We start from the raw sequence: 15,981 nt of genomic DNA, 5'->3' as shown, positions 1-15,981 counted from the left end.
ATTTAAAAGGATATTCTATTCTACCTATACAGGAGGCCTAGGATGCGCATACTTCATACGGCGGATTGGCATCTGGGAAAAACAATGGACGGCAGGGACCGGCAACCGGAGCAGGAGCAGTTTATTGACGAGATTTGCGGCATCGCGGAGCAAGAAGCGGTGGATCTGGTGCTGATTGCCGGCGACGTGTTTCATACCCCCAATCCCGGCGCCGCGGCGGAGGAACTGTTTTATTTTGCCCTGGACCGGTTGTCAAATCATGGCGTACGGGGAGTTGTTGTTATAGCGGGCAATCATGACAATCCGGAACGTCTGTGCGCCCCGTCGCCGCTGGCAGACCGGCTGGGGATTACGCTGGTTGGCTTGCCGCGGGATGAAATTTATCCAACCTCCTATACTCCGGCAGGGAGAGTGAAACGGATTCAGTGCGGTCCGTCCTGGCTCGAACTGGCAATGCCGTCGTGCGACCATTCCGCCGTGCTTGCGGCGCTGCCTTACCCTTCGGAAGGACGCCTCCGGCAGCTAATGTCCCGGACCCTGGCAGAGGAAGAGATGCAGCAGGGCTACGCAGCCATGGTTAAGGCGGCCATGGAACGGTTAAGCGCCAATTTTCGCCGGGATACAATTAACATAGCCCTGAGCCATATCTTTGTCCGGGGCTGTATGGAGTGTCCCGAATCGGAAAACCAGATCCAGCAAGTAGGCGGAATTTATGCAGTCGATGCCTCGGTCTTTCCCGCAACTGCTCAATATATTGCCCTGGGACACCTCCACCGGCCCCAGGCTCTCGGCGGAGCCGTCCCCGGCCGTTACGCCGGGTCGCCGCTCCAGTACAGTTTTGCCGAAACAGGCCAGGCTAAATCGGTGACCCTTGTAGACGTAGTACCGGGAGAAAGTGCGGCGGTAAGAGAAATTCTGCTGACAGCCGGCAAACCGCTGGTCAAATGGCGGGCTACGGCCGGTCTGGAGCAAGTGTACCGCTGGGTGGAGGAAGGCCGGGACGCCGCGGCCTGGATTGATTTGGAGCTATCCGTAACCCAGCCTTTGACGATGGACCAAATCCAGACCTTACGGCGCATTCAGCCGGGATTCGTTACGATCCGGCCTGTAATTCACCTGACCGGTGAAGGCGTAGACAAGCTTAATGAACTAAGGCATTTGTCGGCCGAGCAGATGTTTGCACGCTTCTATGAACGCCAAACCGGCGGTGCGGTTGCTGAGCCCGGTTTGATCAAGCTGTTTTTGGACCTTACCGGGGAAACTGAATCATTCGACGACCCTAAGGAAAGGGAGGAAGCCAATGAAACCGCTTAACCTTAAAATAGCAGGACTGAATAGTTTTCGGGCGGAGCAGGAAATTCAATTTGACGTGTTATCCGACCTTGGCGTTTTCGGTATTTTTGGTCCCACCGGCAGCGGCAAGTCATCGATTCTGGATGCGATGACCCTGGCCCTTTATGGAACGGTGGTCCGGGCCAAACGGGGGATTCAGGGGATTATCAACCATGCTGAGAACAAGCTTGCCGTGTCGTTCACCTTTGCTCTCGGCGCGGGGCCGCGCCGGATATACCGTGTTGAACGCGGCTACAAAACCCGGGATCATATCTCGGTGAAAAATACCCACAGCCGTCTTGTCGAATTGACGGAAGGTCAGGAAATTGTCGTTGCGGAACGGGACGGAGACGTCACTAACTATATAAACAATCTTCTCGGACTGACACCGGAAGATTTTATGCGGGCGGTCGTGTTGCCGCAAGGAAAATTTTCCGAGTTTTTGAAAATGGACGGCGCCGGCCGGCGGCAAATGCTGGAACGGATTTTTTCCTTGGAGAAATACGGGCGGGGCCTGGTGGAAAAACTCAACAGCCGCTACGAGACGGTTAACGGACAATTTATTAAGTTGTCCGGAGAATTGCAAGGTTTGGGCGATGCTTCCCGGGAGAGTCTTAAGCAGGCGGAAACGCTGCTGGGTCAAGCCGTAGAAAGCGAGAAGGCCGCCGCTGCGCACCAGGAGGAGACTGGCAGGCACTGCGAGGAGGGGCGGAGGATTTTTGAACTGCAGCAGGAACTGGCCGGGAAAGAGCAGGAACTTCTCAACCACCGCCGGCAGAAAGAGGAATTTGACCGGCTGACCTGGCAAGTGCAGCTCGCCGACAAAGCAAGTCAGGTTTTTGCGGATATTAGTGCCAGAAAAGGTTTGGCCGGCCAGCTTGACGAGGTGGAAAAAGCCTGTGTCGGTATAGAAACACATCTGCAGGAATTAGAAACCCGGACCCGGGATTTTGAGAAAGCCCTGATTGCGGCTAAGACCGGTAGGCAAGAGCGGGAACCAAAGCTTATCGAACGGAAGGCGCAGTTGGAGGCAGCCCAAGATACCGAGCGGGAAGCAGCAAGGCTCGAAGAGGAAATTGCCCGGGAAAAAGGGAAAATGGATGAACTGGAGGCGAATTTGGCGAATACAGGCGGTGCAATCGGGGTGACGGAGGAGCGAATTGCGCGGTTAGCCGCTGAAGTGGCTGCTCTCGAAAATGAATTGGCTGCAAATACCGTAGACCGTACGTACCGCCTGCAGGTACAGGCGGCCGTACAACTGGCCGGCAGTCTGGAAAGGGAAATTCAGGCTGCTGCCGCAATGCAGCAGAAACATGCGCAAAGAAAGAACAGGCTAACCTCGGCCAGAACGGATCTCTGTCAGGCTGCGGCGGAAGAAGCGGATTTACAGCGGGCAGCCGATGAACTCCGGACAAGAGAACTGGCCGCCGGAGAACAGTGTCCGTGGCAGGAAGAAAATTTGGTCCGGCAAGAGGTCAGACTGGCGGAACTGAAAGCCAAACTGAACGAATTGACCGCCAATGAGTCGAAAATAGCAGGGGAAACTGCCGCAGTGGATGCTTTAACCCTGGAATTAAGCGGGCTGGGAGAGCAAAGAGATCAATTGCAGTCGGCCTATCAGGACGGAAAGGAAAAACAGGAGTTGCTGGCCGGTCAAATCGCCGCCTTGCTGGCGAAAGACCATCGCCGGCTCGCCGCTCAACTGGCGGCCGGTTTACGGGAGGGTCAGCCTTGTCCGGTTTGCGGCTCGATAGCTCATCCCGTTCCGGCCCTTGTCAGCCCTGAGGAGGGTGCTGGCGGCGAAAAGGAACTGCTTGAGCAAGAAGCGGAGCAGTTGAAGATAAATCTTGAACAGACAGAGTTGATGCTTCGCCGGCACGAGGCCGGGGTTGTCGCCGTTCAGACCAGACTTGTCGCCGCTCAGAAGGCGGTCAGTGACGGCCGCAGGCAGATCGCGGCGGAACTGGATACGCTGGCCGGGGAGTGGGACGTTCCTGCCGGCTTTTTGACGGTGGAGAGCGCCGGTTCGTTGGCGGCAGCGCAGGCGGTGGCCCTGGAGCGGGCGAAAGCGGCCTTCAGCGCTTGGCGTAATGAGCGGAAGCAGGCTGCTGAGCGGCTGCAGGAGCTTGAGCAAAAATTTTCCCGGGCTAAATTAGCCATTGCCGGACTGCAGGCTTCGATCGCCGCCGCGGAAGAGGAGCTGAAACGGGAGCAGGACAACCTGAGCGAACTGGAAAGACGGGTAGCCGGGCTATCACAGGAACTCCTCCGGTTGCTGACGGCGCTTTGCTCCGGGGAGTTTATCGAACCGGAGGAGCTTGGCGGAAAAGCAGGGATGCTGGCTGCCCAGGTAGCGGACAAAGACCGCCGGGCGGAGGAACTGCGGCAAAAGGCCGGCCAAAACCGGGAGGACAGCAGGCAGTTTCAGGACAGGCTGCAAGAACTAAGTAACGGTAAGGCCAGGATAAATGCGGCTCTGGCCGGTGTTCAGGCCAAACGGCAGGTGCTGGTCAATAGCAGGGAACAGAAGCGGGAAGAACTTCGCCGGATTACCCAGGGCATGGCAGCCAGGGTATTATTTGAGGAAGTTAATGCGGAAATTGCCGGGCTCCGTACGGTGGAGCAGAATGCGGCGGAACAGTACGGGGAGGCGGAAGCGGCCCGAATGAATGTGGAACAGAACCTGACCCGGCGGCAGGCGGAGCGGTCCACGCTGCAGGAGCAGCTGTGCCGTTTTGCGGAGCGGATTACCGGCAAGCTGAAGCGGTTAGGCTTTGAACAGGAGGAGGCGGCCGAAACCGCCTATATCGAGGACTGTGACTTAATGGCAATGCGGCAGCGAATGGATGCGTATACAGAGCAGGAACACCGGTTGGCGGCGGAGCGGGACCAATTCGCTGCTAAACTGGGTGATAAAAGGATTAGTATGGAAGAATGGAAGCGCTTGCAGAGCCAAGCCCAGGAAGCCCTGGCACAAAAAGAACAAGCTATGGAACGGCGGGTGGCGGCGGAAAACAGCTGCCGGGACCTCGTCAACCGGCATAATCGCTGGCAGGAAATTGAAAATGAAATGACCGGCCTTACGGAGCGGCTGCGCCATCTTGAAACCTTGCGGACGCTGACCCGCGGCAATAAACTGGTCGAGTTTATGGCTCAGGAACAGATGGAGATCGTACTGACGTCGGCGTCGGAACGATTAAAGCAACTGACCAATCATCGCTATGCCATTGAGATTGCCTCGGACGGTTCTTTTCTTGTCCGTGACGACGCCAATGGCGGTTTCAAGCGTTTTGTGGGAACCCTTTCCGGCGGGGAAACCTTCCAGACCTCTTTGGCATTGGCTCTGGCCCTGTCGAGTCAGATTCAGCTCCGGGGCCAGTATCCGCTCGAATTTTTCTTTCTGGATGAAGGCTTCGGTTCGTTGGATCCGGAAGCGCTGGAGGTTGTTATGAGCACGCTGGAACGGCTGCCGAATGAAAATATGACCATCGGGGTGATCAGCCATGTGACCGGCCTGCAGCAGCGCATGCCCAGGCGACTGATTGTCGGACCGGCTGAACCTGCCGGGCACGGCAGCACGGTAACCATCGAAATTGCCTAGTGCACTCACTGGTTTAAGGGAGGTAAGCTATGTTGTTATTGAACAAAGAGAAGGGAACGATTCTGGCGGAGCAGCTCCGGGTGGCGGACACGTTTTTCCGCCGCTTACGGGGACTCTTGGGTACGAAAACTCTGCCGGCGGGACAGGGGCTGGTGATCCGGCCGTGCAACAGCGTGCATACCTTGGGTATGCACTACGCCATTGATGTTCTGTTTGTTGATAATAAAGACTGTATTCTTAAAATTGTTGCGGATTTACGGCCGGGGAAATGGGCCGCCTGCCGGGGCAGCGCCTATGTGATTGAACTGCCGGCAGGGACGGCCGCGCATACTTTCACGCAAGCCGGCGATGCCTTGGTTTATGCAAAAGAGCCGGGTTAGATGCAATGAAAAAATGGAAATATTTTCAAAATAACGATTGCCTAATCCGCCAGCGCTAATCTATAATAGTAATAGGAACCGATTTCATGGTAACGTTTTCTGAGGTTGTATTTGCGAAAGACCGCTGTTTCATTTTTTCAAATTCCAATTACTAATTACCAAAATCCAATTACTAAAGTCCAATTACCGAAAAACCACGCAATGGTTTTTCCGCGCTCTGAGCCCTGCGTCTTGAGCCGAAAGACCGCGCAGCGGTTTTTCTTAGGGGGGATGCGCATGCCAAACAGTTTGTTTTATGTTGCGGCTGATTTCGGGGCCTCCGGCGGGCGGATTATGCTGGGGGAGTACAATGGACGCAATCTTCGGCTGGAGGAAGTCCACCGGTTTGCCAATGAGCCGGTCATGCTGGGCAAGACGCTGTATTGGGATTTTTTGCGATTGTTGCTGGAATTTAAAAGAGGGCTAACGTTGACCGGCATTCGTCGAAAAAACATAAGCAGCATCGGCATTGACACCTGGGGGGTTGATTATGGTCTACTGGACCGGCGTGACGAACTGATCGGCAACCCGTACCATTACCGGGACCAGCGGACAGAGAACATCGGCAGGGAGATAACGGACAATTTCATCTCCTGGGAAAAACTTTATGCTAAGACGGGCGTACAATATCTGCCTTTTAATACGTTATTTCAATTATATGCCGATAAAAAATATCGCGGCAGTTTGTTGGAACAAGCCGAAAGCCTGCTGTTTCTGCCTGATTTATTCGCTTTTTATCTTACCGGCCATAAATACAACGAGTATACGGTAGCCTCAACGTCGCAACTGCTCAATGCCGGCACGGCCGGCTGGGACCCGGATCTGCTGCAGGCTGTGGGATTGCCGGGAAAGATTCTGCAAACCCTGATTAGGCCGGGACAGGTAACCGGCATTCTGACCCGGGCGGTTCAGGCCGAGACCGGATTGGGGGCCGTTCCGGTCATTGCCGTGGGCAGCCATGATACGGCATCCGCCGTGGCTGCCACGCCGCTGGCTACGGCCCAAAGCGCCTATTTGAGCTGCGGCACGTGGTCGCTGCTGGGAGTGGAGCGGGACAGACCGCTAATGAATGCCCTTTCCCGGCAGAATAACTTTACCAACGAAGGGGGTGTGGAAGGAAAAATTCGTTTTTTGAAAAATGTAACAGGATTATGGATCATTCAACAGTTAAGGAAACATTGGACCGAAAACGGCGAGGAGATTGGCTTTCCGGCGATTAGCAAGCAGGCGGCGGCAGCGAAGAATAACCGGTTTGTTATCGACCCGGATGCCGATGTTTTCCGGGCGCCGGCCGATATGGCCGCTGCGATCCGGGATTATTGCGGTGACCACGGGCAGGGGATACCGCGGACGATTGGTGAACTGGCCATCGCCGCCTATCATGGGATCACCGGACAATATAAACAGGTTATTGACGGACTGGAGGCAATTCTCGGCTACCGGATTGACGCAATCCATATGGTGGGCGGCGGGATTCAGGACGGCTTTTTGTGCCAACTGACAGCGGACGTAACCGGTAAAACGGTGCTGGCCGGCCCGGTCGAGGCGTCCGTATTGGGAAATATCCTGCTGCAGTTAATCGCCGCCGGCGAGGTGAAAAATTTGGCGGAGGGACGGGAACTGATTCAAAGATCTTTTGGCACGCAGGAGTATTCGCCGCAACCCAGGGAATGATGCGGCGAATAAAGTCTGAATTGAGTGAAAAATAAAGATTGCGAGGGAAAAGGAAGGGAGGCTATAATGATTCGTAGGAAACGATTTCATGATAACAATTTAATGAGCGGGAGAATGAATTGTGGCAACGATTAAAGATGTGGCCAGGCAGGCGGGAGTCTCCGTAACAACCGTATCGCGGGTTTTGAATGAAACGGCGCCGGTCAATGAAAAGACGAAAAAAAACGTTTTGAAAGTGATTGAAGAACTCCGGTATTCACCCAGCATGATGGCTCAGGGGATGCGGACCAAAAAATCGAAAACCCTGGGAATTATTATTCCCGATTATATTAATTCTTTTTATTACGAGCTGTTTAAAGACCTTGAGGATGCCGCCAGGAAGCACGGCTATAATATTTTAGTCACTTCGATCGGTGAGGGGACGCAGGATAAGACGGCTTATTTAAGTGATCTGGTCAACCGCAATGTTGACGGACTGGTAGTTTGCACCTATCAGGGAGACAAGGCCAGTATTGAATATCTGCTGAAACTGGCCGAAACCCTGCCGGTGGTTTTTATTGACCATCTTAACCTGGATAAACCGGTGAATACTGTATATACGGACGGGTATGCCGGAATTAAAAAGATTGTGCAGCATCTGTATCAGTTGGGTCATCGGGAGATGGCCTATATTACCTCCATTCCCCGGTATAAGGTGAATAACGACCGGTATCAGGGCTTCGCCGACGCGCTCCGGGAATATGGGCTGCCTTTACGGCCGGAATTGGTTTATGAGGGAAATTATCATATTGAAAGCGGTTATGAAGCGGCCCGGCATTTTTTTACGGCTGCTCCGGTCAGGCCGACGGCCATTGTGTCCGCTACCGATTTGATGGCCATCGGTGCGATCAATTATCTTAAATCAATGGGGCTGAAGATTCCGGAAGATGTTGCCGTTACGGGGTTTGACGATATTCATATGAGCCGGTGGATTTCGCCGCCTGTTACGACTTGCCGGCAGCCGCTGGCGGCGATGGCCGAACAGGCAGTGGAACTGTTCCTGCACCGGTCCCGCCATCCGCATGCGAAAGTGAAACGGATTATTTTTGAAGGCGAATTGATGATCAGACGGTCAACGGATCCTGCGAAAGAGGAGTTTGTACAGGTATAAAATTTCGGGCAACAAGACCGGAGCGGTGTCGCATTAAGGTGTCAGATTCAATGAAAAGGTGTCGTATAATGACTATAGAAATCGATTCCATGTTAACGTTTTCTACGACGGCCATGGCCTGTCCGGGATAACCGGCAGGCGATAGGAGAACAATTGGGAGGGAAATGCAGGATGAACGGGCAGAATTATACGGTTTGGGAAAAACAGCAGCAGGCCAAAGGAGTTGATGTCGCCTGGGTAAGAGAACGGATTAAGGCTTTTAAAGTAGAGACGCCGTCCTGGGGGTACGGGGATTCCGGCACCCGTTTCAAGGTTTTTAAACAAACCGGGGTACCCCGCAATCTATACGAGAAGCTGGACGATGCCGCGCAAGTTCATAAATTTACCGGGATTTGCCCGGCCGTAGCCATCCACATTCCCTGGGATAAAACGGATGACTATGGAAAAATCATCGGTTATGCGGCGGAACTCGGCCTGAAAATTGGCGCGGTAAATCCTAACTTATTTCAGGGTGAGGAATATAAATTTGGCAGTCTCTGCCATGTGGACGCTAAAGTAAGGCAAAAAGCATTGGACCACGTGCTGGAATGTATTGAAATCGCCAAAACGGTAAATTCCGGAATCATAAGCCTGTGGCTGGCCGACGGGACCAATTATCCGGGGCAGGGTGACTTCCGGGAAAGAAAGCATTATCTGGAGCAGGCGCTGCAGACGGTGTATGCCTCCCTCACCGGCGATATGCGTCTTTTGATTGAATATAAAGTATTCGAACCGGCGTTTTATCATACGGATATCGCCGACTGGGGGATGTCCTTCACCCTGGCCGGCAAATTGGGGGAAAAGGCGCAGGTTCTGGTAGACCTCGGCCATCATTCCCCGGGGGTAAACGTGGAACATATTGTCGCCTTTTTACTGGATGAACATAAAATTGGCGGCTTTCATTTCAATAACCGGAAATATGCCGATGATGATTTAATTGTCGGTACGATCAATCCGTATGAATTATTCCTGATTTTTAACGAACTGGTAGCGGGCGAACTGGACCCGGCAACAGCGGCGACGGCAGCCGGTATTGCTTACATGATTGACCAAAGTCATTGTATTGAACCGAAGGTTCCGGCCATGATCCGTTCGGTGCTCAATATCCAGACGGCGCACGCCAAAGCCCTGCTGGTAAACCGGGCCGCATTGCGGCAAGCCCGGCAAAAAAACGATGTGTTGGCTGCCGAAAATATCGTGCGGGAAGCCTTTGAGACGGAGGTTAAGCCTCTGTTGGCCGGCATCCGGGAGGAACTGGGACTGGCGCCCGACCCGATGACGGCCTATCTGCAAAGCGGCTATGAGGAGCAGAAAGTAGGCCGCGGCCGCGATGGCCAGGGTTGGGAGTAGACGGTTAAGCGGTTCAGAAGTGAGAAGCAGGGGGGATTCGTTTGACTGGGGATGATATTGTAAATTTACGACATATCAGTAAAACCTTCGGCGGCATTAAGGCGCTGGATGATGTTTCGCTGGATGTGAAACGGGGAGAAGTCCACGCCCTGGTAGGGGAAAACGGCGCCGGCAAGTCGACGTTGATTAAAGTGCTGGCCGGTGTTCATTATCCTGACGACGGCGCCGAGATAATAATTAACGGGGAACGGACGGTTGTCAAAAACCCGTTGGATGCAATCCGCAAAGGGATTTCGGTGATTTATCAGGATATTAGCCTGTTCCCTAATCTCACTGTTGCCGAAAATATTTGCATCGGCAATGAAGCGGTATGGGGCAGGCAGTTAGACTGGAAAAAAATTAATGAGCTGGCAACAGCGGCAATTCAGCGGGTAGGCGCCAGGCTGAATCCAAAAACCGTATTGAAGGACCTGAATCTGGCTTCCCAGCAAATTGTCGCCATTGCGAGAGCAATTAGTTTTAATGCCGGCCTGATTGTCATGGATGAACCGACTTCCACGCTATCGGCGGGGGAAGTGGAAAATTTGTATAAAATTATCGACACTCTTCGCCGGGAAAACATTGCTGTATTATTTATCAGCCACAAATTTGACGAAATTTATCGGGTCGCCGACAGGGTTACCGTATTCCGGGACGGCAAGTACATTGCCTCCCGGGACATTGCGGCGATTGACCGGCGGGAATTGATCCGCCTGATGGTCGGCCGGGAGGTAGAGTATTTATCACTAACTGCCAGGAGCCTTTGCAAGGATAAAATTCTGAAAGTTGAAAATTTGACTAAAAAAGGAAATTTCCGCAATGTTTCTTTTGAACTGAAAAAAGGGGAGATTCTGGGTATTACAGGGCTGGTCGGGTCCGGCCGCACTGAAATAGCCAAGGCGTTATTTGGTTTGAACCGGCCTGATACGGGTGAAATCATTCTGGAAGGCAGGCCGGTTGTGATCGGCTGTGCGGCCGATGCCTTACATTATGGCATCGCTTATGTGCCGGAAAACAGGCAGTTGGAAGGATTGATTCTCGCGGATACGGTGCAGCAGAATATTACGTTGCCCATATTGGACACGATCCGGAATCAGTTTGGCTGTGTGGATAAAGAGAAGGGACTGGCAATCACGCAGCAATATATTGAAAAAATGGATGTCCGGCCGCCGGACCCTGGTAAAAGGGCCCGCTTTTTGAGCGGCGGCAATCAGCAAAAAGTGGTGCTGGCCAAATGGCTGGCTACCAACCCGAAAATTTTGATTGCCGATGAACCGACAAGCGGTGTGGATATCGGCGCCAAGATTGAAATTCATAAAACATTGCGGGAATTGGCCGACAGCGGAATTGGGGTAATTGTGATTTCCTCGGAACTACCGGAGATTTTGGCAGTCAGCGACCGGATTTTAATCATGCGGCGGGGCCGGGTAGCCGGAGTGGCGGCGAAAAAGGACGCTACCCAGGAATCCATTATGGCCAAGGCGCTGGGTACGGCGGAGCAGGCCGCGGAATTTATATAGCAAAGGAGTCTTACTATGAAAGATTGGTTGAAAAACCGGGAATTGGTGATGACCCTGATTTTGCTAATGATCAGCGGCGGGATTGCTTTGGTGTCCCCGGCCTTTTTGAATCCGTCGAATTTACTTGGCATTATTATGAATAATGTTATTTTGGCCATTATGGCCGTGGGAATGACCCTGGTCATTGTGACGGCGGGTATTGATGTATCGGTTGGTTCCCAACTCGGTTTTGCGGCCATTTTTGCCGGTTTGAGCGCCTTACTGCCGGCGGCCAATCTTTTTACTATATTGCTGACCGGCATTGCTTGCGGTATTTTGCTGGGTCTGATTAACGGCATTCTGATTGCGGGGGCGGAAATCCCGGCGATTGTCGTGACTCTGGGCACGATGAATCTTTTCCGGGGCAGCCTGTTGTTATATACGAACGGCAAGTGGGTAACTTCCATGCCGGTCTGGTATACGAGCCTTTATAATACTTCGCTGCTGGGCATCCCCATACCGGTATTGATTTTGCTGGTTGTGCTCGCCGTAACCTATTATTTGCTTCAATATACGCGCCTGGGCCGGAGTATTTATGCTCTTGGCGGCAATCCTCCGGCGGCGGCCAGAGTCGGGATTCCTACGGGACTTGTTACTTTGTTTGTATTCGGCTATATGGGAGCGTTAACCGGTTTAGCCAGTGTACTGTACGGCGCCCAACTGGGGACGATTGACCCTAACGGCGGGACCGGCTTTGAATTAACCGTCATTGCCGCCGTGGTGATCGGTGGGGCCAATGTCCTGGGCGGCAGCGGCAGTCTGACGGGAACACTGATTGGGGTATTCATTCTGGGTGTGCTGCAAAACGGCATGATTTTAATGCATATTGAACCTTACTGGCAGAATGTGGTTATGGGCCTGGTAATTATTATGGCGGTTACGTTGGATGTAATGAATAACCGCCAAAACGAATTGAACAAACAGGGTATTGATGTAGCCGGAGAGGTAAGGGGGGGAATGAAGCATGGGAAAACGGAGGTCTCATGAATTGATTCTGCTGTTATTCTTCCTGGGGCTAATGGCCGTCATGTCGTTTCTGTCGCCGACCTTTCTGACACTTGCCAATCTCTTATCGGTTACGCAGCAAATGTCGGAACTGGGTATTCTGGCCTTAGGGGCGACCGTGATTATTATTACGGCCGGCATTGATCTGTCTCTTGGCTCCATTGCCGGCCTGACGACGATTGTAATTGCCGTTGTTTACGGGGCCACAGGAAACCTGGCGGCAGCCATCGGTGCAGGAATTTTGACGGGGCTCGGTTGCGGCGCCTTTAACGGTCTGTTGATTGCCGGCGTTGGCGTACCGCCGATCCTGGCGACATTGGGTACAATGACCCTGTTTAATGGAATCGCCCTGGTACTTAGCAGGGGCAACGCGATTTCCAATTTCCCCGACAGCTATTATTTTATCGGGCAAGGTTATCTATTAGGCAATTTGCCGGTGCAGACCGTGTTATTTGCGTTGCTGGCGGTGATTTCCTCCCTGCTGTTATCGCGGACTCCCTGGGGACGAAGGGTCTATGCGCTGGGCAACAATAAAGTGGCTGCCTTATTCTCCGGGGTGAAGACCGGCCGGGTGCTTATGTATGTATACATTTACGGCGGGTTAATGGCCGCGGTCTCGGGCTTGATTATTTCCTCGCGTGTTTCCACTTCGCGGGCCGATCTGGGAGCCGTATACCTTATGCAGAGCATTGCAGCGACCGTGCTGGGCGGGACGAATATTGCCGGCGGTTCAGGCACCATTGCCGGGACAGTAATCGGGGTCAGTGTATTTGCCGTGCTGGGAAACGGACTAAACCTCATCGGAGTAAGCCCTTTTGCGCAAAATTTATTAATGGGGCTGGCGCTGATTGTCATTTTGCTGATTAATAATTTGGTTGTTATCAGGGATAAGCTGAATTTGTTTATTAAATTCAATTTCCTTGGCAATTCCGGCGGTGGGACTCCCGGCTTAAAGGAGAAATCCTGAAGCCGTAAATGGATAAAATTCCTGGCGGGGGGAACCGGAATTTGCGGCTTGGGGCAAGCCGGGTGTTCTAAAAAGACGGAGAGGTGATTGCGATGAAAACGGGAAAACTTACCGCATTATTGGTAACGGCCGCATTGGCAGGGTTGTTGTTGGCGGCGGGATGCGGCGGGAATACTGCGAAAGAGGGAAATACTCAGGGACCGGCCCAGACAGGCAAAAAGACGATTGCCATGGTTCCCAAGGTAATAGGCAGCCCGTATTTTGATACCGCCGCGGAAGGCGCCAAAAAGGCAGCCGCCCAATTGGGCTTCCAGTTTCTTTATACCGGGCCGACTGCGGCCGATGCCGCGCAGCAGGTCAATATCATTCAGGATTTAATTAATAAAAAAGTGGATGTGATTATTGTTTCGGCCAATGATCCGGCCGCAGTGGCGCCGGCTTTGAAAAAAGCCATGGCGGCGGGGATAAAAGTCATGACCTATGACGCCGATTCCATGCCGCAGGCCCGTGAATTGTTTATTAACCAAACGACTGCCGAGATCCTGGGACGTCATATGATGGATAATATGGCGAAAGAAATAGGCGGCAGCGGTGAATACGCCATACTTACCGCTTCTTTGACGGCGCCGAATCAAAATGTCTGGATTAAGTGGATGAAAGAACAGCAAGCCGCAAAATATCCGGACATCAAGCTGGTGACAGTTGCACCGAGTGAAGAAGATCAGCAAAAAGCATTTTCCCAGACCCAGAATTTAGTTAAGGCCTACCCGGATTTGAAAGGAATTGCCGCCTTATCCACCGTAGCGGAACCGGGTGCGGCCCAGGCGATTGAACAGATGGGTCTGAATGGCAAGATTAAATTAATCGGTTTGGCTACCCCGAACGGTATGAGACAATACATAAAGAGCGGCGCCGCTCAGAGCGCCACCCTTTGGGATGTGGGCAAACTGGGGTACCTGACAATTTATATGGCCAAACAACTGCTTGACGGCAAAACCCCGACCGATGGGATGGAGGTTCCTACCGTAGGCAAGATCACCTATAAGGCGGATACCAAAGAAGTCATTATGGGCGCTCCTCTGGATTTTACCAAAGAGAATGTTGACCAGTTCAACTTCTAGTTCTGAACAGGCGTATAACCTTCTCCCTTTTTTACCGGCGAAGCAATTCGCCGGTTTTTTCCGCCCCGAATTTTTTTTACATTACCACCGTATTGTTCTATAATAAAAAGGAGTTGCTTATTAACTGTCTCTGCGGCATTGTACAGGCAGGGACGCTATGATACAATTAATTGAGATTATTTTGGCAAAACAGGGTATAATATTGCATACAGGAAAAATTTACCCTTTTCATAGTGAGGAGGCTGTGGTGTGGGGCATATCAGTCAGCGGGACATTCCATTGTTGGGAGCAATGCTGAATTATGTACAACAGGGGGTCATCCCTTATCATACACCGGGACACAAACAAGGCAAAGGGATGCATTCCGTATTGGGAGACATTCTGGGGCGGGATGCGCTGGCACTCGATTTGGCGTTAATGGCTGAATTGGACGATTTGCACGAACCGCACGGCTGTATTAAAGAAGCGCAGGACTTAGCCGCCGAGCTTTATGGTGCCGATCATAGTTTCTTTGTCGTCAACGGTACAACCGGCGGGATTTACGCTATGATACTAACGATTGCCGGCCCGGGGGAAAAAATCATTGTGCCGCGGAATGCCCATCGCTCGATTATCGGCGGGATCATTCTCAGCGGTGCCATACCGGTATTTATGCAGCCTGAGGTAGACGCCGACCTGGGCCTGGCCATGGGGGTTACCCCGCAGACGGTGGAGCGGGCCGTCAAACTGCATCCGGAAGCCAAGGGTGTTCTTATTATTAATCCAACCTATTACGGTGTGGCGACGGACTTGAAAAAAATTGTGGATATTGTTCACGCCCACAATATGCCTGTAGTAGTGGATGAGGCGCACGGACCTCATCTGAAATTCAATAGCCGGCTGCCGGTGCAGGCACTGGACGCCGGAGCGGATATTTGCGCCCAGAGTACGCATAAAATTATCGGGGCCATGACGCAGTGTTCCATGGTGCATTGCCGGGAAGGGCGGATTAGTGTGCCGCGGCTTAAAGCCATGCTGCAGCTGGTTCAGTCTACCAGCCCGAATTATATCCTGATGGCGTCGCTGGATGTGGCCCGCATGCAGATGGCGACCCAGGGGCGGGAATTGATTGCCCGGGCTATCGATCTGGCCGATTGGACCAGAAGCCAAATTAATACCATACCGGGACTTTATTGTTTTGGGGAGGAAAAAATCGGCACCCCGGGGGTTCACAGTATAGACCCTACGAAAGTAACGGTCACGGTAAAGGGGTTATGCCTTAAAGGCGCGGAAGCGGAACGGATCTTACGCCACCATTACGAGGTGCAGGCTGAATTGTCGGATATGTACAATATTCTATTTTTGCTGACCCTGGGCGATACGGAAGAGGAAGCCAAGGCCCTGGTGGACGCTCTGCGGGATATGGTGCTGAATCACCGGGGACAGTCCGATTTTTCGGCGATGTACAATGCTTGCGTGGATGTGGCTTATCCGGTTGCACCGCCGCAGATCTTATCGCCGCGGGAAGCTCTGTTCGGGCAGACCCGCCAGGTGCCGTTTCTCGACTCGTGCGGACTCGTTTGTGCCGAAATTGTTACCTTTTATCCGCCGGGCATTCCGCTGCTGTGCCCGGGGGAACAAATTTCCCAGGAAATTATTGATTATTGTCGTCGTTTACAGGAGGCCGGACTTCATATTTCCGGCCCCGAAGACTATACACTAAAAACCATTAAAGTGGTGGGATAA

General features: G+C 52.8%; 11 protein-coding genes. All 11 read left to right on the top strand.

The window, feature by feature from the left end; all coding sequences use genetic code 11:
* Window positions 1–42 precede the first annotated feature (42 nt).
* The 11 genes from LUCIF_RS09000 (at window position 43) to LUCIF_RS08950 (ending at window position 15,981) form a co-directional block, all read left to right on the top strand.
* Window positions 43–1,314 (top strand): exonuclease SbcCD subunit D, encoded by a 1,272-nt coding sequence (locus LUCIF_RS09000; RefSeq protein ID WP_122627540.1) that lies wholly within the window; start codon window positions 43–45, stop codon window positions 1,312–1,314.
* Window positions 1,301–4,933: an AAA family ATPase gene (locus LUCIF_RS08995; RefSeq protein WP_122627539.1), complete on the top strand. Its 3,633-nt coding sequence runs from the start codon at window positions 1,301–1,303 to the stop codon at window positions 4,931–4,933. Before LUCIF_RS09000 ends, LUCIF_RS08995 begins: the two co-directional genes overlap by 14 nt.
* Before the next feature lie 29 nt (window positions 4,934–4,962).
* A complete protein-coding gene (locus LUCIF_RS08990) occupies window positions 4,963–5,313 on the top strand; it encodes a DUF192 domain-containing protein (RefSeq protein WP_122627538.1) in 351 nt (116 codons plus the stop codon).
* 276 nt (window positions 5,314–5,589) lie between these two features.
* Complete coding sequence (locus LUCIF_RS08985) at window positions 5,590–7,026, top strand: rhamnulokinase (protein ID WP_122627537.1); 1,437 nt, start codon at window positions 5,590–5,592, stop codon at window positions 7,024–7,026.
* Window positions 7,027–7,147: 121 nt separating this feature from the next.
* A complete protein-coding gene (locus tag LUCIF_RS08980) occupies window positions 7,148–8,176 on the top strand; it encodes a LacI family DNA-binding transcriptional regulator (RefSeq protein WP_122627536.1) in 1,029 nt (342 codons plus the stop codon).
* 171 nt (window positions 8,177–8,347) lie between these two features.
* Entirely contained in the window at window positions 8,348–9,565 is a 1,218-nt protein-coding gene (gene rhaI, locus LUCIF_RS08975) for an L-rhamnose isomerase (RefSeq protein WP_122627535.1), read from the top strand.
* 41 nt (window positions 9,566–9,606) lie between these two features.
* Complete coding sequence (locus LUCIF_RS08970) at window positions 9,607–11,124, top strand: sugar ABC transporter ATP-binding protein (RefSeq protein ID WP_122627534.1); 1,518 nt, start codon at window positions 9,607–9,609, stop codon at window positions 11,122–11,124.
* Window positions 11,125–11,139: 15 nt separating this feature from the next.
* Window positions 11,140–12,150: an ABC transporter permease gene (locus LUCIF_RS08965; protein ID WP_122627533.1), complete on the top strand. Its 1,011-nt coding sequence runs from the start codon at window positions 11,140–11,142 to the stop codon at window positions 12,148–12,150.
* Complete coding sequence (locus LUCIF_RS08960) at window positions 12,128–13,135, top strand: ABC transporter permease (RefSeq protein WP_122627532.1); 1,008 nt, start codon at window positions 12,128–12,130, stop codon at window positions 13,133–13,135. The genes LUCIF_RS08965 and LUCIF_RS08960 overlap by 23 nt, the downstream gene beginning before the upstream one ends.
* A 92-nt stretch (window positions 13,136–13,227) precedes the next feature.
* The gene (locus tag LUCIF_RS08955; protein WP_122627531.1) at window positions 13,228–14,256 is read left to right on the top strand and encodes an autoinducer 2 ABC transporter substrate-binding protein; all 1,029 of its coding nucleotides are present in this window, start codon (window positions 13,228–13,230) and stop codon (window positions 14,254–14,256) included.
* Between the two features lie 249 nt (window positions 14,257–14,505).
* Entirely contained in the window at window positions 14,506–15,981 is a 1,476-nt protein-coding gene (locus LUCIF_RS08950) for an aminotransferase class I/II-fold pyridoxal phosphate-dependent enzyme (protein WP_207857297.1), read from the top strand.

This window comes from Allolucifera butyrica (assembly GCF_900476375.1).
In the GTDB taxonomy this organism is placed as follows: domain Bacteria; phylum Bacillota; class Negativicutes; order Sporomusales; family UPPP01; genus Lucifera; species Lucifera butyrica.
This window is presented reverse-complemented; position numbering and strand designations above follow the sequence as displayed.